This window comes from Betaproteobacteria bacterium, assembly GCA_009377585.1.
GTDB lineage: Bacteria > Pseudomonadota > Gammaproteobacteria > Burkholderiales > WYBJ01 > WYBJ01.
The window spans coordinates 130,521-149,238 of record WHTS01000002.1 but is presented as its reverse complement, the minus strand read 5'-3'; the positions used below and the strand labels follow the sequence as shown (position 1 = coordinate 149,238).

Genomic DNA, 18,718 nt, shown 5'->3' with positions numbered 1-18,718 from the left:
CAAGGAGGGGAAACCTTTCAATCCCCTCCTCTCACGAGGAGGGGTGTCGACGCCAGTCGACGGGGTGGTGTGGTTCAAGGCTGCCGACCGTCGCCTCCGCGCATCGCGCGTCGAGCCCTCCTCGCCGACGAGGGGAGGTTTGGGCCTAGAAATTCGAAGGTGAACGACAATGGACGACACACTGACTCGCGACCTTTTCGAAGACGACGCGGACGAGAACATCGCGCCGATCGAATCGCACGCGTCGCAAGCCTACCTGAGCTATGCGGTCAGCACCGTGAAGGCGCGTGCATTGCCGGAGGTGGCCGACGGCCTGAAACCGGTCCAGCGCCGCATCCTCTATGCGATGCACGCCGCCGGCGGTCAAGGATTCGCCAAGTGCGCGCGCTACGTCGGCGAAGTGCTCGGCAAGTACCACCCGCACGGCGATTCCTCCACCTACGAGGCACTGGTGCACCTGGCGCAGCCCTTCAGCATGCGCTATCCGCTGATCGAGGGTCAGGGCAACTTCGGCAGCCGCGACGGCGATTCGGCCGCGGCGTATCGTTACACCGAGGCGCGGCTCGCGCGCTATGCCGAGCTGATGCTGGCCGAGATCGACGAGGGCACCGTCGACTTCCAGAAGAACTACGACGGCAAGTTCGACGAGCCGGTGCTGCTGCCGGCGCGCCTGCCGTTCGGACTGTTGAACGGCTCGTTCGGTATCCCGGTGGGATTTTCCACTCGCATTCCGTCGCACAACCTGAGCGAGGTCGCGCAGGCGGCCATCGCAGTCATCCGCAATCCGAAGGCCAGTGTCGACGACGTGCTCGCGGTCATGCCGGGGCCCGACTACCCGGGCGGCGGACAGATCATTTCGCGCCCGGACGAGCTCCGCGCCGCCTACGAGACCGGCCGCGGCTCGATCACCATGCGCGCGCGCTGGACGGTGGAGCAGCTGGCGCGCGGCCAGTGGCAGATCGTCGTGACCGAGTTGCCGCATACCACCTCGGCGCGCCAGGTGCAGGAGGAAATCCAGGCGCTGGTCGAGCCCAAGCCTTCCTCGGGCCGCAAGGACGTGAGCCCCGAGCAGAAGCGCACGCGCCAGTTCATCCTCGATCTGGTCGAAACGGTGCGCGACGAATCGGATCGCAGGTCGAAGCTGCGCCTGGTGATCGAGCCGCGCTCCTCGCGCCAGAGCGTCGAGGAGACGGTCGCGGCGCTCCTGGTGCACACGAGCCTCGAGACCAAAATCCCCATCAACATGACCTGGATCGGGCTCGACGGGTTTCCCGACCAGAAAGGGATCGTCGCGATCCTGCGCGAGTGGACCGATTTCCGCATCGTCACTGTGCACCGCCGAACCGAATACCGGCTGCAGAAATGCCAAGACCGCTTGCATATCGTCGAGGGGCGCATCAAGGCGTTCGCGCACATCGACGAGATCATCAAGGTGATCCGCGCTTCCGAGGACGTGGCCTCGGCGCGGGCGGCCTTGATGGCGCGCTGGAAGTTCACCGAGCGCCAGGCGCAGGATATCTGCGACCTGCGGCTCGGCCAATTGACGCGGCTCGACGGGATCAAGCTGAACGACGAGCGCAAGTCGCTGCAGGCCGAGCGCGACGAATACAACCGCATCCTCGGCTCGGACCGGGCGCTGCGCAGCCTCGTCGTCAAGGAGCTCGAGCAGGACGCGAAGAAATACGGTGATCCGCGCCGCAGCGCGATCGAGTCGGCCGAGCGCGCCAGCATCGAGCGCTCGGTGGTGGAGGAACCGGTTACGGTGATTCTCTCGCAGCGCGGCTGGATTCGGGCGCGCAACGGTCATGACATCGACATGAACGCGGTGTCGTTCAAGGACGGCGACGAGCGCTTCGTCGAGATCGAGTGCAAGACGACCGACCCGCTGGTGCTGCTGGGTCAGTCCGGGAAGACCTACACCCTGGCGGTCGCGAGCCTGCCGACCGGTCGCGGCGACGGCGTGCCGGTCAACACGCTCATTTCGTCCGACCGGGACACAATCGTGTGGATCGGCACGGGCGACGCGCAGACCCTGCTGCTGCTCCACACCTCGGCCGGCAATGGATTCGTCTGCAAGCTGGGCGATATGGTGAGCCGCATGAAGGCGGGCAAGGAGTTCCTGAGCGTGCCGGAGGGCGCACAGGTGTTGCCGGCCCTGCGGCTGTGGCGCTCGGACGCGGCCCCGAAGGGCAGCAGCGACTATTGGCTCGCCGCGCTCTCCTCGGATGCGCGCCTGCTGCTGTTCCGGCTTGCCGAAGTGCCCACCCGCTCCAACGGCGGGTTGGGGGTGACGCTGTTGGCGCTGCCGCAAGGCATGCAGCTCGCCTCGCTGGCTGTGACCGACGGCCGCACGCTCGTGGTGTCGGGCGAGCGCCGCGGCAAGGTGGTCGACGAGGCGCTGGGCGCGCAGGTGCTGAAGGAGCACATGGGCAAGCGTGCCCAGCGCGGGCGCGTGCTGGATGCGCGGCTCAAAGCACCCCGGCTGATTGCGCCCTTGTATGGATAGTGCGCTACGCAGGAACCCGCCCGCCTGGCGGGCACACGACGCTCCCCTCTCCCCCCGGGAGAGGGGTTGGGGGTGAGGGAAGAGATGCCACGAAGGTTCCACGGTGCAAGCGGCGATGCTTGTATGGTGGCATCTCTCCCGGAACAACAGCCGGCCGGAGAAGAAACTTGCCAACCGCTTCGCGCAATCCGAAAGGATGGTCATGACGCATTCGATTCGACGTGTCCGCCTGGCCGCCGCCACGGCAGCAGCAGCGCTTGTTCTCTCGACCACGATTGCGGCCGCACAGCCCGACGCGAATCGCCCGATCCGCATGGTCGTCGCCGTGGCCGCCGGCGGCAGCACCGACATCGTCGCGCGTGCGGTGGCGGCGCGCTTCACCGAGCGTACCGGCCAGCAGGTCGTGGTCGACAACCGCCCGGGTGCGGGCGGCGTCATCGGCCTGGAGCTCGTCGTCAAGTCCCCGCCCGATGGACACACGCTGATCATGGGGCCGGGTTCGTTCGGTACGCTCAACAGCTTCTTCCCCAAGGCGCCGGACATTCAGAAGGAGCTCGCGCCGATCGCGCTGCTGGCGACCTCGCCCTACCTGCTGGTGGTGCAATCGAAGCTGCCGGTGCACAGCGTGAAGGAATTGATTGCGTATGCAAGAGAGCGGCCCGGCAAGCTCACCTATTCCGGGTCCACGGTGACATCGCTGCAGCGGCTCTCCGGCGAGCATCTCAAGCGCATGGCGGGCATCGACATGCTGTTCGTCCCCTACAAGGGGACCGGTGCGCTCATGCCCGATCTGCTGGCGGGGCGGCTGGACGTGGCTTTCGACAACGTGCTCGTACTGACCACGTATGTGAAAAGCGGGCAGCTGCGTGCGCTCGCCGTGACCGGAGCAAAACGCTCCGTGGTGATGCCGCAGTTGCCGACCATTTCGGAGGCAGGCGTTGCGGGCTTTCAGTCCGCCGGCTGGTTCGGCGTGTTCAGCCCGGTCAAGACCCCGGCGGCGGTCATCACCCGGCTGAACGCGGAGTTCACGGCGCTCATGGAAGCGCCGGGCTTGCGCGATCGGCTCATTGCACAGGGCGCCGAGCCCCTCTCCGGGCCGCCCGATGCGCTGCGCAAGCACCTGGCGCGCGAGATCGAAACCTGGAGCAGGCTCATTCGCGAGGCGGGGCTAAAGGTCAATTGATGCGGCGGGCGCCGGCCGCAACGGGCCAAGGCAGCCCGAAGTCGGCGTATTAGGAACCCGGTTTTCGCTCGTTGCGGCCGTCGAGCGGCCAGTCCGGCCGTATCATCTCGAACGCCTCGGTGACCACGGCATAGTCGTTATAACCGAGCCGGGCGATGGGCTGGGCGCGAGCGGTATCGAAGCGGCCGTTGACGACGAATGCGTCGTCGATGTGGATGCCGATCACGAGACCGACCACCATGGTGTTGCGCTTGCCGTTACGCGGGTCGGGCGGCAGCTCCACCAGTTGGTGCAGCTTGCATTCGAGATGGGCTGGCGAGGCGGCGACGCGCGGCGGCTTTACCAGGCGCGAAGGTGCAGTGGCGAGGCCGACGGCCTGCGTCTCATCGATGCCAGGCGGGGCGGGTGTCGATGTCAGGTTCATCTGGCTTCGCAGCTCCCATGTCGCCAGATTGCAGACGAACTCACCCGTCTCGCGCACGTTGCGCAGCGAATCCTTCTCGCCGCCATCGGCTTCGTGCGTGCCGTTCGCGCCGTAGACCACGATCGGAGGATCGGACGAAATCGCGTTGAAGAACGAGAACGGCGCCAGGTTGACGGCGCCGTCGCGGTTCTGGGTCGTCACCCAGCCGATCGGGCGCGGCGTGACGATGGCCTTGAAGGGATTGAACGAGAGCCCATAGGCTCGGAGCGTTTCGCGCGATGTGTCCTTGGTCTCGAAGAACATGCCGGATCCTTCGTTGTGTAATTCAGCCGCAGCCGAGCGCCGTCCTCACGCTACAGGTACTGCCAGTGACGGTGCTCGCGGTCAAGTAACGGATGCTAGCATGTCGGCGTGGCAACCTGCTGCGGAGGGCGGCATGCCGGGCGAACGAGGCGGGGAGGCGGCGATCGAGCGTGCGTGCGTCGCCATGCAGGCGGAATTGAACGCGTTGCGGGAAGCGATCAGCCGGGAGCTATGCACCATTCCGCCGCCGGTGCCTGCCTGCGACGTCAACTTCAATCGCTTGCTGGAGGATCGCGCCCGAATCATCGACGAGCTGCAAACGCTCGCGCGCTTGCGTGCCTCGCAGCCCGGGCGCGACCAACTGGCTGCGTTCTGTCGCGCATCCGGCGCGCTCGATGCGAGCGGCAAGTCCCGCATCGAGGCGCTTCTGCTCGGCATGGCGGCAGAGATTTGACCTGCAAGGTCTGAAGAACGTCGTTCGCGTGCAGGCGGGAATCCATATCCTTTGATTTTCCTGAGGCCGCCTTCGCGCAAGCGACACAGGGCCGGCAACCGCAAGGGATAAGCCGCCGGCCGCGGCTCAAGCGTCGGTTCTCTCCAGCGTCTCGCGCAGCCACTTCCACGCCGCCGGTCCCCATTCGCGTTCGTTCTTGGCGGCGATATGGCCGTCGTCGGCATAGACCCGTGCGACCCTGCCGGTCGGCGGCCCGCTTTCGAGCGCGAGATAAAGATTGCCGATCGGCGTGAGGTGATCGACCTTGCCGTTCACCAGGTACATCGGCATGGTCAGCTTGTCGAGCAGTACGTTGTCCTTGAGCGACCAGCGCAGGAAATCCTGCCGCTGCTCGTCCTCGGTCGGCTCGTGCGGCAGCGGCCGCGTGCCGCGCGGGCCGAACCAGTTGCTCTTCGCCCGTTCGAACGCGGCCTTGCGCCATTGCGCGCGTTCCTCCGGCGTTCCCCAGTAGCCGACGCCGCCCGGCGCGACCGCGATCACCCCCTTGATGCGGGCATCGAGCGCCGCCAGCCGCATGACCCATAGCCCGCCACGGCTCACGCCGAATGCGGCGATCCGGGCGCCGTCGATTTCCGGCCGCGCCTGCAAGGCATCCAGCGCCGCCTGCCAGGCGACGATGGCTTCCGGCGCATGCGGGAAGGTCGTCTGTCCGGTGCCGGGCGCGTCGACCACGAGCGAGGCCAGGCCCTCGGTCATCGCGCCGTCGGCATACTTCTCGCGGTCCTCCTTGTACATGTCGGCGCCGCACATGACGAGAACGGCGGGCACGCGCTTGGACGCCGAGGCATGAGACGGGATACGCAGATGGCCTACCGCTTCCATGCCGTCGCGCCGCACGCGCACGAGCTCCGGCGGCCGATCGAGCAACGCGGTCGCCCTTTGGAAGCATTCGAGATAGCGCTCGTAGGCGCGCGCCTTGATCGGTCCCATGGCGGCGGGACAGATGGCCGAGCCGGAGTGGTATGGAGCGGGGAAGCGGGCGATGCTGAGATAGGTCTTGGCGTGCAGATAGGCGTTGCGCGCGGCTTGCTTGTCGCCACCCGAGGCAGCGGCTTGCGCTTCGCGCTCGTAGCGATCGGCAACCGCGCTCCATGCCGGCACCCAATCCTCGTCCTCGGTGCTCTCTAGCGTCTTCACCGTGTCGACGATCGGCTGGATGTCGTCGACAAGGTTGAACCAGCGCCGGTAGAAGCCGCCGGTGGCAACGACGAACGGGTCCTCGTTCGCCTTCACCGGCAATGCGGCGAGCTGGCGCGCGCGATCGGGCTTGCTGGCTGTCATCGAAAGCTCCTCCTCGTTCGGATGACGCATCGACTGCGGTTGCGGCCGTCTATGTCATAGCGTCGGGCTCTTGAACTCCCCGCCCAAAACGACCAGCGCCCAGGGCGGCAACTGCGCATCCAGGCTGAAGCTGAAGTGACCGGCGGCGGCACGCGCATCGCGGAACATGCGCGCGAGCGGAAAATGGTCGTAGATGCCGTTGGCGCCGGCCATCTCGTGCAGCGAGTCGATCGCCTCCACGCACAGCCGGCTTCCCAGCGCGCAGTTGCGCTTGTAGCGCAACTTCGCCTCGACATCGAGCGCACCGCCGGCTTCGTACAGCGCCTGGGCTTCGAGCAGATCGTTGCGAATCAGCAGCGCGGCCGCGTCGACCTGTGCTGCCGCGCGTGAGATCCGCAGCTGCACGGTCTGGAAGTCGCGCATGCGCGCGCCCGTGTAGCTGGTGCTGCGCTCCTTCACCAGCGCGATGCAGGTCTCCAGCGCATTGCGCGCATTGCCCACCATGCAGCCGCCGATGGTGTGGCCGCCGAGCGCGCTGGTCGGGATCCGGTAGTGCGGATTGCGGTGCACTTCGAGCCCGGGCCATGTATGACCGGGACGCGCGACGTGCATCGACAGGACCCGATGTGCGGGCACGAACACGTCCTTGCAGCGCACGCTCTTGCTGCCGGTGGCGCACATGCCGAGGACATGCCAGTCGTCGATCACCTCGTACTCGCTGCTCGGCACGAGCGCATAGATCCAGTCGACCGGCTTGTCGTGCGCGTGCACGGTGCACGCGAGCATGCTCCATTCCGAGTGGTCGATGCCGGAAGCGAAACTCCACTGGCCCCCGACCATGAGCCCGCCGTCGACGGCGCGGGCGCGCCCCTGCTGGTAGGCGATCCCGGAGGCGATGCCGGCATCGGGATTCGCGCCCCATACTTCCTTCTGCGCCTGCTCGGGCCACCAGACCAGGTTGCGATGATGCGAACCGAGGTTCGCCACCACCCAGCCGGTCGAGATGTCGCCGCGCGAGAGCATCTCGGTGATGTCGAAATAGGCCACGAAAGGCAGCTCCATGCCGCCCCACGCCTTCGGCTGCAGGAAGCGCAGCAATCCCGTCGTGTGCAGCGCCTGCATCACCGGTTGCGTCAGGCGCCGGTCGCGCTCGCATGCCGGAGCCTGATCGCGCAGCAGGGGGATCAGGTGCTGTGCACGACGGATTGCCTCTTCGTGAGAGACGCTGTCGAAGCGCCGGTCCGATTCTCTTATGTCCATCGCATAGTCGCTGTCGGGTGCATGCGCTACATCAGCAATTCGATCAGGTACGGCCCGCTGGCTGCGAAGCCATGCTTGAGCTCTCGGGCAAGCTCTTCCAGGCTGCTGGCGCGTCCCGCCTCGACGCCGAAGCCGCGCGCCAGGGCCAGCCAGTCGGGGTAGGGGCGATCGAGGGTGAGCATGTCGCGCGCGCGAACACCCGGCTGACCCGCGCCGACATTCTTGAATTCGTGCTCGAGGATGCGATAGGAGCGGTTGGCGCAGATCAGCATCGTGACGTCGAGATTCTCGCGCGCCATGGTCCACAACGCCTGGTGGGTGTACATCGCGCTGCCGTCGCCTTCGAGCACGAACACCTTGCGATCGGGCGCTGCGAGCGCCGCCCCGAGCCCGGCCGGCAATCCCCAGCCGATGGATCCGCCCATGATGCTCAGGAAATCGTGCGGCGCGGCACTCTCCAGAAACCGGCCGATGTTGCGTCCGGTCGTGATGCCTTCATCGCAGACGATGGCGTTCTCGGGGAGGAGTGCGCCGAGGACGGCGCAGACGCCGTCGGGCGTCGGCTCCCCGGTTGGCGCTTGCGGCGGCTCGTAGACGCATATCCCGGCCGGCGCCGTGCGCGTGGCACCGAGCTCGTCGGCGAGCGCTTCCAGCGCATGCAAAAGATCCGTGCCCACGTCGGCCACTTCGGTCACGTTGCAGCCTTCGGGCACGAGCACGCTCGGCTTGCCCGGATAGGCGAAAAACGACACCGGCGTCTTCGCACCGACCAGGACCAGCTCGCGCGTTCCGGCGAGCGCCGCCAACGCCTGGTCGACCACGAACGGCAGGCGCGGCGCATGCACGCGCCCCGCGCCGCATTCGCCGCGCGCGGTGTTGAACTCGGAAAACAACTTGCAGCCGGTGCGGGCCGCGATGCGGCCGGCCATCTCCAGCGCGCGGCCACGCAATGCCGCGCCGCCGAGCAGAATGGCGGCGCCGGACCCGGCGCGCAACGCGCGCGCGCCCGCCTGGATCGCGTCGGAACCGACTCGCCGCCGCGGCACGGGCGGCCGGGCAGTCACCGGTCCGTCGGCCTCGCCCCAGGCGGTGTCGGCGGGCAGGATCAAGGTGGCGATGCAGCCGGGCGGGGTGCGGGCCGCTTCGACCGCAGCCGCTCCGTCGCCGGCGACACTGCGCGCGTCGGGCGAGGTCTTGAGCCAGTGCGACACCGGACGCGCGATGCCTTCGATGTCGGCGGTAAGCGGCGCGTCGTGCTTGATGTGATAGCCGGCGTGCTCGCCGACGATGTTGACGATGCCCGAGCGTGCCTTCTTCGCGTTGTGCAGGTTTGAAATGCCGTTGCCGAGGCCAGGGCCGAGGTGCAGGAGGGTGGAGGCAGGCTTCTCGGCAAGCCGGTAGTACGTGTCGGCCGCACCGGTCACCACGCCCTCGAACAGGCCGAGCACGCAACGGATACCTTCCACGCGGTCGAGCGCGGCGACGAAGTGCATCTCGGACGTGCCCGGGTTGGCGAAACAGACGTTGACGTCGGACGCGATCAACGTGCGCACCAGGCTCTCTGCGCCGTTCATGGTTGCCTCGCAGTGTCGGCATGCCGAAGTGAGCGAGCATCATAGCGCGAATCCACGCCAGTCTGCTCGCGTACAATGGCCCCGATCGCGCAATGCCCGTGGAGGAGAGAAGCGATGACTGCCAGCCAGGCCGCGCGGCAAGAATTGTCCTTCATGTATTTTCCGCAGGACTACCGCTGGTCGCACGGCGTGTTGATCGGGCTCAACGCCGCGCCGTGGGGCGGAGCGGAAATCGGGGAAGTGAACCGGATTGGGCTGCGCCTGCGCGATCGTGTGGGCGACGATGCAGCGTGGTTTCGCGAGTGGGCGCGCGAAGCGGCGGCGGTGGAGGCGGCGGGGCGCGCGCATCTCACCGCGGGACGCAAGGCGACCGCGGCCACGTACCTGCTGCGCGCAGCCAACTACTACCACGTCGGCGAGCGCTTTCTGCAGCCCAAGAGCGAGGGGCTCGATGCCTATCGGCGCGGCGTCGAATGCTTCCGGGATGCCGCGCGCAACCTCGCGCGCCCGCGCATCGAGCACGTCGAGATTCCGTTCGAGGGAAGCAGCCTGCCGGCCGTGCTCGTGCACGCCGAGCCGGTCGCGGGCAGGTCGTCCGGCAAGGCGCCCGCCATGGTGTTCTTCGACGGCTTCGATGTCACCAAGGAGATCCAGTATTTCAAGGGCGTCCCGGACCTGGTCGCGCGCGGCATCGCGTGCCTGATCGTCGACGGTCCGGGCAACGGCGAGAGCGTGCGCTTTCGCGGTCTCTATCTGCGTCACGACACCGAAAGCTACGCAGCTGCCGCCTACGAGTATCTCGCCGCGCGCCCGGAGATCGATGCCAAGCGCATCGGTGTCATGGCGATCAGTCTCGGCGGCTACTATGCACCGCGCGCTTGCGCGTTCGAGCAACGCTTCGCCTGCTGCGTGGCGTGGGGCGCGCAGTGGGACTACTGGCAGGTGTGGAAGGAGCGCTTCGATAAGCTGGATGCGGGCAATTCTCCGTCGCTATCGGTGCCCTGGCGACATCTGCTGTGGATCTTCAACGTCGATACGCGCGATGAAGCGATGCAGCGGCTGGAAGGTTTTCGGCTCGACGGCGTGGTGCAGAAAATCACCTGCCCGTTCCTGCTCGTGCACGGCGAAGGCGACGAACAGATCCCGCTTGCGATCGCACAGAAGTGCTTCGACGCGGTCGGCTCGAAGAACAAGACGCTCAAGGTGTTCTCGCGCGAGGAGGGCGGCTATCACCACTGCCAGATCGACAACGTGAGCATCGGGGTGGCTTATATGTGGGATTGGGTCGAGAGTGTGCTCACGCGGTAGCGCTTGACCACCCCGTCCGTGCAGCCGCACGTCCCGCCCCTCCTTGGCAGGAGGGGAAATGACTCCGGCATTCCCCTCCTGCCATAAGAAGGGATGGCGTGCAAATGACCAAGGCATTCCCCTCCTCTCTCAAGAAACCCAACCAGGTTTCTTAGCCGCGCCTGCCCGCCTGCGGGCTAATACTGCTCATGAGGAGGGGTGGCGCGCAGCGCCGGGGTGGTGTGGTGTATCCGTGTTACCCCATAAGCCCCTTGTAGCGAATCCTGTGCGGGTTGTCGGCGTCGTCACCGAGGCGCTTGCGCCGGTGGGCGACATAGTCGGCGTAGTTGCCCTCGAACCACGTTACGCCGCTGTCGCCCTCGAAGGCGAGCATGTGGGTCGCGATCCGGTCGAGGAACCAGCGATCGTGCGAAATGACGACGGCGCATCCCGGGAAGTCCAGCAGCGCCTCTTCCAGCGCGCGCAGCGTCTCCACGTCGAGGTCGTTGGTCGGCTCGTCCAGCAGCAGGACGTTGCCGCCGCTCTTGAGCAGCGTGGCGAGATGCACCCGGTTGCGCTCGCCGCCGGATAGCTCGCCTACCGGCTTCTGCTGGTCGGCGCCGCGGAAGTTGAAGCGCGCGACGTAGCCACGGCTGGACGTCTGATAGTTGCCCACCTGGATGTTGTCGAGCCCGTCGGAGATTTCCTCCCACACGGTCCTGTCCGCACGCAGGCTGTCGCGGCTCTGGTCGACGTAGGCGAGCTGCACCGTGTCCCCGATCCGCAATGTCCCCGCGTCGGGCTGTTCCTGGCCGGTCAGCATGCGAAAGAGCGTCGTCTTGCCCGCACCGTTGGGCCCGATCACGCCGACGATGCCGCCGGGCGGCAGCTTGAAGCTCAGCCCCTCGAACAGGAGCTTGTCGCCGAACGACTTGCTCAGCCCCTCGGCTTCGACAACCAGATCGCCCAGGCGCGGCCCGGGCGGAATGTAGATCTCGTTGGTCTCGTTGCGCGCCTGGTACTCGCTGGACGATAGCTCTTCGAAGCGGGCAAGGCGTGCCTTGCTCTTGGCTTGCCGCGCCTTGGGATTGGCGCGCACCCATTCCAGCTCCTGCTTCATCGCCTTGATGCGCGCGACTTCCTGTTTGGCCTCGATCTCGAGGCGCTGTTCCTTCTGTTCCAGCCACGACGAGTAGTTGCCTTCCCACGGGATGCCGTGGCCGCGGTCGAGCTCGAGAATCCAGCCGGCGACGTTGTCGAGGAAGTAACGATCGTGGGTGACGGCGATGACCGTGCCGGGATAGCGCTCCAGGTACTGCTCGAGCCACTGCACCGACAGCGCATCGAGGTGGTTGGTGGGCTCGTCCAGGAGCAGCATGTCCGGCTCGGACAGGAGCAGCCGGCAAAGCGCAACACGCCGGCGCTCGCCGCCGGACAGGGTGCCGACCGCCGCGTCCCACGGCGGAAGGCGCAGGGCGTCGGCAGCGATTTCCAGCCGGCGCTCGACTTCCCAGCCCTGCGCGGCATCGAGCTTCGCCTGCAGCTCGCCCTGTTCCTCCAGCAGCTTCGCCATCGCCTCGTCGTCCATCGGCTGGGCGAATTGCTCGCTGATCTGGTTGAAGCGATGGATGAGCGCCAGCGTTTCTGCCATCCCTTCCTCCACGTTGCCGCGCACATCCTTGGACTCGTCGAGGTGCGGCTCCTGCGGCAGGAAGCCGATGCGCATATCGGGCATCGGGATCGCCTCGCCGTCGTACTCCTTGTCGACACCGGCCATGATCCGGAGCAGGCTCGACTTGCCTGAGCCGTTCAATCCGAGCACGCCGATCTTGGCGCCGGGGAAAAAGGACAGCGAGATGTCCTTGAGGATGACTCGCTTGGGCGGCACGACCCTGGAGACGCGCCGCATGGTGTAGACGAACTGGGCCATTCGAAATTTCCGAGTGAGAGGGTAAGCAAGGCCGGCCGCGGCGGATGTGAGCAAATGCGCCTGACCGGGACTTCAGGGAGGTCTCATTCTACCGGGGCGGAGCAACCGACGCCCAGGCGCGAGGCAATCACTACATCCCGGGCGCTGCCTGCAAGCGAGCGTTGACGCTCCCTGCCCGGTATGATTGACTCGCCGCCTTGAGGGCGGTGCGACGGAGGCATCGAACGCTGGGGCCGAAACATCGGACACCTGATCGCGATACGTGACATGGAGTCCTCGATACTGGACACCGAGTCCGAGAGAGCGGATACCGGGTCCGGCAGGGCGCACGACACTATCGACAACGGAGGGAGTGATGGCGACGAAGACGAAGAAACCCGCCCGGGCGATGCGGGCGCGCAACATGACGTTCTGCACGCTGGCGAGCGGCGGTCTCGGTGTCCGGACCGAGCGTGGGATCCTGGACGTGGGCCGGGCCTCCGCGCTCTTCCGCATCAAGGCGCCGACCGACATCCACGCCGTGATCGAAGGGGCCGACTGCGCGCCGCTGGCGAAGCTGGTCGGCAAGGCGCTCGACGACAAGCGAGGCCGCAGCGTGCTGGTTTCTGAAAGCCGCGCGCGCTTCGGCCCGGTGGTCCCGCGCCCCGAGAAGATCCTGTGCGTGGGGCTCAACTACCGCAAGCACGCGGAAGAGGCCGGCATGCCGATCCCGCCGGTGCCGATTCTTTTCAGCAAGTTCAACAACGCGCTTTCCGGCCACGGGGCGAAGATCAAGGTGCTGCCGCGCGATCTGGCCAGCCAGTTCGACTACGAGGTGGAGCTGGTGATCGTCATCGGCCGCAAGGCGGTCAACGTGAGCGAGGCCGATGCGCTCAAGTACGTGTTCGGCTACTGCAACGGCAACGATCTCTCGACGCGCGAGCTGCAGATGCGCACCAGCCAGTGGATGCTGGGCAAGATGCAGGATGGCTTCGCCCCGATCGGACCGTGGCTCGTGACCGCCGACCAGATCCCGAACCCGAACGCGCTTCAAGTCGAGACGCACGTCAACGGCGAGCTGCGCCAGTCGGAGAACACCTCCGACATGATCTACGATTGCAAGCAGATCGTGAGCTACTCATCGCGCTACCTCACACTCAAGCCCGGCGACATCATCTTCACCGGTACGCCGTCGGGCGTGATCCTGGGCTATCCGCAGGACAAGCGCGTGTGGTTGAAGCCCGGCGACAAGGTCGCGACCACGATCGACAAGCTCGGCACACTGGAAGTGATCCTGGCGTAGCGCGCAGGCCCTGTCTAGATCGCTGGTTGCTTCCCCTTCTTGTCAAGGAGGGGCGGGACGCGACAATGTCGCGGACGGGGTGGTTTACAGCAAAACCACACCACCCCGTCGGCTGCGCCGACACCCCTCCTCGAGCGGAGGGGAATTGCGCTAGCTGCGCTCGTCGCGAGCCGCGGGCAGCGCACCGAGCAGCGCACCGACGCGTGGTCGCTGCGGCGGGCGCGATTCTTGGGCGGCGGCGTGCGGGCGCGGCGGATTCGGCCGTCGGGGCTCGTGCGCCCTCGATTCGCTCGAGATGACCGAGCTCTCCGGATGCGATCGCGGCGCCTGGCGCTCGGGCCGATGGTCGGGCCGGCGCTCGGACCGATGCTCGGGTCGATGCTCGGGTCGAGGGGTGCTCGCCTTCGGCCTCCGCGCCCGGTCCCGCGGCGCGTTCGCCGGCAAGGGCTTCGCGCGTTCCGGCGTCGGCAGGGACTGCGCTGCCGGCGCGTGCGACGGCTCCCAGCCCGGAATCGGCAGGCGCTCGATCCGGCGCCCGATCAGCTTTTCGATCGCCGCCAGCTCGGAACGCTCTTCGGGGCTCACCAGCGAAATCGCTTCCCCGCTCAAGCCGGCGCGGCCGGTGCGCCCGATGCGATGGACGTAGTCCTCGGCCACGTGCGGCAGGTCGAAGTTGACCACGTGCGGCAGCGCTTCGATATCGAGCCCACGGGCGGCGATATCGGTGGCGACCAGGACCCGCACGGCGCCTTGCTTGAATTCGGCCAGGGCCTTGAGCCGCTGCGGCTGGCTCTTGTTGCCGTGGATCGCCGAGGCCGTGATCCCCTCGCGGTCGAGCTGCTCGGCCAGCCGGTTCGCGCCGTGTTTGGTGCGCGTGAAGACCAGCACCTGGTTCCAGCCTCCGGTGCGCACGAGATGCGCGAGCGCGTGGCGCTTGCGATCCTGGGATACCTGATGGATGCGCTGTGTCACCAGCTCGGCCTCGGCATTGCGGCGCGCGACCTCGATGGTGACCGGAGCGTTCAGCAATCCGTCGGCCAGACGCCGGATCTCGGCCGAGAAGGTGGCCGAGAAGAGCAGGTTCTGCCGTTTCGCCGGCAGCAGCGCGAGGATACGGCGGATGTCGCGAATGAATCCCATGTCGAGCATGCGATCGGCTTCGTCCAGCACCAGGACTTCCACGCGCGACAAGTCGACGGTCTTTTGCGAGGCATGATCGAGCAGCCGACCGGGCGTCGCGACCAGAATGTCCACGCCCCGGCGCAGCACGTCGACCTGCGGCGTCATGCCCACGCCGCCATAAACCACGGTGGAGCGGATCGGCAGATGGCGGCCGTACCCTCGCACGCTCTCCTGGATCTGGGCCGCAAGCTCGCGTGTCGGGGTGAGCACGAGAACGCGAATGGGATGGCGGGCGGGCGAAGTGCTGGTGGTGGCCCCGTGCGCCAATCGGTGCAGCAGCGGCAAGGTGAAGGCCGCGGTCTTACCCGTTCCGGTCTGGGCCGCAGCCAGGATATCGTGTCCGGCGAGGACGGCCGGAATGGCTTTCGCCTGGATCGGAGTGGGGACGGTATAGCCTTGTTCGGCAACCGCGCGCATCAACGCCGGCGCGAGTCCGAGACTTTCGAACGAACTATGCAATGCAGATCTCCTGAAATCGGCCTGCTGCGCGCTCGAGGCGCGCAGAACCGGTTCAGGCGGATGAACGCTGTGGAAGGATTCGGGGAGTTTTGGGAGACAACCGCGAAGGGGACGTACCGCAGACCGGATGAGGCGGCGACGAGCTTGGGTGCGCACTATACAGTAACCCCCTCGGGGCGCAAAGCGCAGATAAGACGCACAAGGGCGGCGCAAGCGCCGTTATTGGGGCGGCGCAAGTGCCGTATTGGGGCGGCGCAAGTGCCGTATTGGGGCGGCGCAAGCGCCGGTTTGCTGACCCGGGCCGGCGTCTGCTACAGTCGCACCACGGCATGTGCCGGTTCTCGCTGAAAGGAGGTGATCCGATGTCTAGTCGATTGCTCAGCATCGCCACCGTTGTCGTGTTTTCGATGACGAGTGGTGCCGCGTTAGCTTGCACCGGCGCGAAGGCGAAGTCGGCCGACGGATCACAGCAGCAAAGCACTCCCACCGCCACCCAGGCGAGAGGGGGCTAGAGCTGCATAACCTTCAATGACTTCGCCGTCGGTGCGCAGGCTCTCGAGCCAGCCGACGCGAGAACAGGCAGTCGAAATTCGACGCAACTCGAGGCCGTGGCAATCCCACGGCCTCTTTTTTCTTCGGCCGCGCGCCGAGCCAAGGGAGCAAGTCATGACGCGTGAAGCAGCGATCTCGAAGGCGACCGCCTATCACGACCAGGGCCAGTTGATCGACGACCTGCGCCGGCGCGTCGCGATCCGCTCGGAGAGCCAGGTGGCGTCGAGCCGGCCGCATCTGTACGAATATCTCGATCGCGAAATCGCTCCGGCGCTCGCGCAGATGGGGTTCCACACCGAGCGCTTCGAAAACCCGATGGAAGGCGGCGGCCCCATCCTGGTGGCCGAGCGCATCGAAGACCCTTCGCTCCCTACCATGCTTACCTACGGTCACGGCGACGTGATCCGGGGACTGGAGGAGCAGTGGCGCAGCGGGCTCGGCCCCTGGACGTTGATCGAGGAGGGCAGCCGCTATTACGGCCGCGGCAGCGCCGACAACAAGGGCCAGCACTCGATCAACATGGCGGCGCTGGGCTGCGTGTTGCAGGCCCGTGGGCGCCTCGGGTTCAACGTCAAAATGTTGATGGAGACCAGCGAGGAGCTGGGCTCGCCCGGGCTGCGCGCCTTCTGCGAGCGCGAGCAGGAGCGCCTGCGCGCCGACGTGTTCATCGCCTCCGACGGCCCGCGCCTGAACGCGAAGCGGCCGACTCTGTTTCTCGGCTCGCGCGGCGCGCTCAACATCACCTTGCGCGTGCATTTTCGCGACGGCGGCAATCATTCCGGCAACTGGGGCGGGCTGCTCGCCAATCCGGGCATTGTGCTCGCGCACGCCATCGCCAGCATCGTGTCGCACAACGGCCAGGTGCTCGCGCGCGAGCTGATGCCCCCGCCCATGCCGGCATCGGTGCGCGCGGCCCTGGCGGACTGTCCGGTGGAGCCAATCGAAGGCGAGCCCACCGTCGACGACTGGTGGGGAGAACCGGGATTCACGCGTGCGGAGAAGGTGTTCGGCTGGAACACGTTCGAAGTGCTCGCATTCCGCACCGGCAATCCGGACAACCCGGTCAACGCGATCCCGGGGCAGGCGGTGGCGTTCTGCCAGATCCGCTTCGTCGCCGGCACCGACCCGGATGCGCTCGTGCCCGCGCTGCGCCGTCACCTCGACGCCAACGGCTTCGACGCGGTCCAGATCGAGCTCTCGCGCAAGAGCTTCATGGCGGCGACCCGTCTCGATCCGCACAATCCGTGGGTACGCTGGGCCGCCGCGTCGATCGAGCGCACCACCGGCGTGAAGCCCGCGATTCTGCCCAATCTCGGCGGCTCATTGCCGAACGAGTGCTTCGCCGAGGTGCTGGGGCTGCCGACGCTGTGGGTGCCGCACTCGTACGCCGGCTGCAGCCAGCACGCACCCGACGAGCACGTGCTGGCGCCGCTACTGCGCGAGGGCATGCAGATGATGTCGGGGCTGTTCTGGGATCTGGGCGAGGCCGATCTTCCGCTCGGACGCACCGCCGCAACCGCAGGCTAGCGAAACCCCATGACCACCGGCCCCATCGTCGAAATCGACAACGTCCATTTCTCCTTTCCCGGGCGCGAGATCTTCTGCGGCATTTCGGCTGCCATTGCGCGCGGCAGCATCGTCGGCATCATGGGCGCGAGCGGCTCGGGCAAGACCACGCTGCTGCGCCTGATCGGGGGTCAGCTGCTGCCGCAACAGGGATCGGTGCGCATCGACGGCGAAGCGATCAATGCACTCGACCGCGATGATCTTTACCGCGTGCGGCGAAAAATCGGGATGCAGTTCCAGCAAGGCGGGCTCTTCACTGACCTGTCGGTGTTCGAGAACGTCGCTTTTCCCATGCGCGAAAAGGCGGACCTGCCCGAGCGCATGATTCGCGACATCGTGCTGATGAAGCTCAACGCCGTGGGGCTGCGCGGGGCTGCCCGGCTCATGCCCTCGGAGCTCTCCGGGGGCATGGCGCGCCGAGTCGGGCTGGCTCGCGCCATCGCGATGGACCCGGATCTCATCATGTACGACGAGCCTTTTTCCGGGCTCGATCCGATTGCGTGCAACGTGATCGGCAACCTCGTACGCGAGCTGAACGACGCGCTCGGCGTGACGTCGATCGTGGTGTCCTACGATGCGAGGGAAGCGCTGAAGGTGATCGACTACGTCTACTTCATCGCCAACGGCAAGGTCGCCGCACAGGGTCCGGCCGAGGAGATCCGACGCTCCGGAGACCCACTCGTCCACCAGTTCATCCGCGGCGAACCCGATGGGCCGGTGGCGTTTCATTTGGCGGGCGGGAATTATGCGGAGGCGTTGGGAGTGAAGAGGGAAGGGTGAAGGTGGCCGCGGCGCCGGTGCCGAGCGCATAACAACCTGATCTCGCGGCTTTTCGCCCTTCATCCTTCACTTCCGAGGAGCCCGAGTCTCAAGGGGCGCCGCCTCTCACGTTTCGCTTTTCACCCTTCGCTTCGTACGGCATCGGGCCTTGGAATTGCGTCCAGCAATTGATTTCCCCGAACCAGGCCCCACTTCGGCAACCATGGATGATCGCTACGCACGCTCATGGATGTGGTCGGAGGCGATTCGCATGCTGGACGAGGCGGATCGCCTGCGGCAGCAGTTCTTCCGGCTGCAGGAACAGCAATCGACGCAGGATGAGCCGCAGCATTCGGGTGGTGTATGGGAGCCGCCGGTCGATATCTACGAGACCGACGAGAGCTGGACGGTGCTGGTCGCACTGCCCGGCGTTCCCTCGGAGCGCATCCGTTACCGCCTCGATGGCGATTGCCTCGACATCGTGGCCGAGCGAACCATCCCGCACGGATGCGCCGACGGCGCCATCCGGCGCAAGGAGATTCCGCATGGACGATTTGTACGCCGGTTGCGCTTCCGGGGCCCGCCGCAGGAGATTTCCCATGCGGCCCTGCAGGATGGCTGTCTGTTGGTCACATTGCGCAAGCCGAACCCATGAA

14 protein-coding genes are annotated in these 18,718 nt (G+C 66.6%); 8 read left to right on the top strand and 6 right to left on the bottom strand.

Annotated features, from left to right (window positions below):
• Positions 1-169 precede the first annotated feature (169 nt).
• Together parC and GEV05_01445 are read left to right on the top strand one after the other, a co-directional pair.
• Positions 170-2,506, top strand: a complete 2,337-nt coding sequence (parC, locus tag GEV05_01450; protein MPZ42070.1) for a DNA topoisomerase IV subunit A — start codon at positions 170-172, stop codon at positions 2,504-2,506.
• Between the two features lie 115 nt (positions 2,507-2,621).
• A complete protein-coding gene (locus GEV05_01445; protein ID MPZ42069.1) occupies positions 2,622-3,689 on the top strand; it encodes a tripartite tricarboxylate transporter substrate binding protein in 1,068 nt (355 codons plus the stop codon).
• A 49-nt stretch (positions 3,690-3,738) separates the two neighbouring features.
• On the opposite strand, the gene GEV05_01440 is transcribed toward GEV05_01445, so the two are convergent.
• The gene (locus GEV05_01440; GenBank protein ID MPZ42068.1) at positions 3,739-4,416 is read right to left on the bottom strand and encodes a flavin reductase family protein; all 678 of its coding nucleotides are present in this window, start codon (positions 4,414-4,416) and stop codon (positions 3,739-3,741) included.
• Positions 4,417-4,647: 231 nt separating this feature from the next.
• On the opposite strand from GEV05_01440, the gene GEV05_01435 reads away from it, so the two are divergent.
• A complete protein-coding gene (locus tag GEV05_01435; protein MPZ42067.1) occupies positions 4,648-4,884 on the top strand; it encodes a hypothetical protein in 237 nt (78 codons plus the stop codon).
• A gap of 112 nt (positions 4,885-4,996) precedes the next feature.
• Here GEV05_01435 and GEV05_01430 read toward each other — a convergent pair whose 3' ends face one another.
• Genes GEV05_01430 through GEV05_01420 form a run of 3 tightly spaced genes read right to left on the bottom strand, consistent with a single transcriptional unit; the run spans position 4,997 to position 9,045 of the window.
• A complete protein-coding gene (locus tag GEV05_01430; GenBank protein ID MPZ42066.1) occupies positions 4,997-6,241 on the bottom strand; it encodes an alpha/beta fold hydrolase in 1,245 nt (414 codons plus the stop codon).
• 24 nt (positions 6,242-6,265) lie between these two features.
• Positions 6,266-7,471: a hypothetical protein gene (locus GEV05_01425; GenBank protein MPZ42065.1), complete on the bottom strand. Its 1,206-nt coding sequence runs from the start codon at positions 7,469-7,471 to the stop codon at positions 6,266-6,268.
• A gap of 26 nt (positions 7,472-7,497) precedes the next feature.
• Positions 7,498-9,045: an acetolactate synthase large subunit gene (locus GEV05_01420; protein ID MPZ42064.1), complete on the bottom strand. Its 1,548-nt coding sequence runs from the start codon at positions 9,043-9,045 to the stop codon at positions 7,498-7,500.
• Between the two features lie 75 nt (positions 9,046-9,120).
• Here GEV05_01420 and GEV05_01415 point away from each other — a divergent pair, with 75 nt between their 5' ends.
• Positions 9,121-10,353: a prolyl oligopeptidase family serine peptidase gene (locus GEV05_01415; protein MPZ42063.1), complete on the top strand. Its 1,233-nt coding sequence runs from the start codon at positions 9,121-9,123 to the stop codon at positions 10,351-10,353.
• A gap of 235 nt (positions 10,354-10,588) precedes the next feature.
• Here the strand turns inward: GEV05_01415 and ettA are convergent, their stop codons facing one another.
• Complete coding sequence (gene ettA, locus GEV05_01410; GenBank protein MPZ42062.1) at positions 10,589-12,262, bottom strand: energy-dependent translational throttle protein EttA; 1,674 nt, start codon at positions 12,260-12,262, stop codon at positions 10,589-10,591.
• Between the two features lie 403 nt (positions 12,263-12,665).
• Between ettA and GEV05_01405 the strand changes: the two genes are divergently transcribed.
• Positions 12,666-13,544 (top strand): FAA hydrolase family protein, encoded by an 879-nt coding sequence (locus GEV05_01405; GenBank protein MPZ42061.1) that lies wholly within the window; start codon positions 12,666-12,668, stop codon positions 13,542-13,544.
• 150 nt (positions 13,545-13,694) lie between these two features.
• On the opposite strand, the gene GEV05_01400 is transcribed toward GEV05_01405, so the two are convergent.
• On the bottom strand, positions 13,695-15,143 hold the full coding sequence (locus tag GEV05_01400; protein ID MPZ42060.1) for a DEAD/DEAH box helicase: 1,449 nt from the start codon (positions 15,141-15,143) through the stop codon (positions 13,695-13,697).
• 708 nt (positions 15,144-15,851) lie between these two features.
• On the opposite strand from GEV05_01400, the gene GEV05_01395 reads away from it, so the two are divergent.
• The 3 genes from GEV05_01395 (at position 15,852) to GEV05_01385 (ending at position 18,717) form a co-directional block, all read left to right on the top strand.
• A complete protein-coding gene (locus tag GEV05_01395; GenBank protein ID MPZ42059.1) occupies positions 15,852-17,264 on the top strand; it encodes a M20/M25/M40 family metallo-hydrolase in 1,413 nt (470 codons plus the stop codon).
• Positions 17,265-17,273: 9 nt separating this feature from the next.
• Entirely contained in the window at positions 17,274-18,083 is an 810-nt protein-coding gene (locus tag GEV05_01390; protein ID MPZ42058.1) for an ATP-binding cassette domain-containing protein, read from the top strand.
• A 202-nt stretch (positions 18,084-18,285) separates the two neighbouring features.
• Positions 18,286-18,717 (top strand): Hsp20 family protein, encoded by a 432-nt coding sequence (locus GEV05_01385; GenBank protein ID MPZ42057.1) that lies wholly within the window; start codon positions 18,286-18,288, stop codon positions 18,715-18,717.
• Position 18,718 lies beyond the last annotated feature (1 nt).

What these genes read in the sequence shown, in the direction of transcription:
- parC (MPZ42070.1), top strand. Translation starts at nt 170, where the DNA reads ATGGACGACACACTGACTCGCGACCTTTTCGAAGACGACGCGGACGAG.
- GEV05_01445 (MPZ42069.1), top strand. Translation starts at nt 2,622, where the DNA reads ATGCTTGTATGGTGGCATCTCTCCCGGAACAACAGCCGGCCGGAGAAG.
- GEV05_01440 (MPZ42068.1), bottom strand. Translation starts at nt 4,416, where the DNA reads ATGTTCTTCGAGACCAAGGACACATCGCGCGAAACGCTCCGAGCCTAT.
- GEV05_01435 (MPZ42067.1), top strand. Translation starts at nt 4,648, where the DNA reads ATGCACCATTCCGCCGCCGGTGCCTGCCTGCGACGTCAACTTCAATCG.
- GEV05_01430 (MPZ42066.1), bottom strand. Translation starts at nt 6,241, where the DNA reads ATGCGTCATCCGAACGAGGAGGAGCTTTCGATGACAGCCAGCAAGCCC.
- GEV05_01425 (MPZ42065.1), bottom strand. Translation starts at nt 7,471, where the DNA reads ATGGACATAAGAGAATCGGACCGGCGCTTCGACAGCGTCTCTCACGAA.
- GEV05_01420 (MPZ42064.1), bottom strand. Translation starts at nt 9,045, where the DNA reads ATGAACGGCGCAGAGAGCCTGGTGCGCACGTTGATCGCGTCCGACGTC.
- GEV05_01415 (MPZ42063.1), top strand. Translation starts at nt 9,121, where the DNA reads ATGGCCCCGATCGCGCAATGCCCGTGGAGGAGAGAAGCGATGACTGCC.
- ettA (MPZ42062.1), bottom strand. Translation starts at nt 12,262, where the DNA reads ATGGCCCAGTTCGTCTACACCATGCGGCGCGTCTCCAGGGTCGTGCCG.
- GEV05_01405 (MPZ42061.1), top strand. Translation starts at nt 12,666, where the DNA reads ATGACGTTCTGCACGCTGGCGAGCGGCGGTCTCGGTGTCCGGACCGAG.
- GEV05_01400 (MPZ42060.1), bottom strand. Translation starts at nt 15,143, where the DNA reads ATGCGCGCGGTTGCCGAACAAGGCTATACCGTCCCCACTCCGATCCAG.
- GEV05_01395 (MPZ42059.1), top strand. Translation starts at nt 15,852, where the DNA reads ATGACGCGTGAAGCAGCGATCTCGAAGGCGACCGCCTATCACGACCAG.
- GEV05_01390 (MPZ42058.1), top strand. Translation starts at nt 17,274, where the DNA reads ATGACCACCGGCCCCATCGTCGAAATCGACAACGTCCATTTCTCCTTT.
- GEV05_01385 (MPZ42057.1), top strand. Translation starts at nt 18,286, where the DNA reads ATGGATGATCGCTACGCACGCTCATGGATGTGGTCGGAGGCGATTCGC.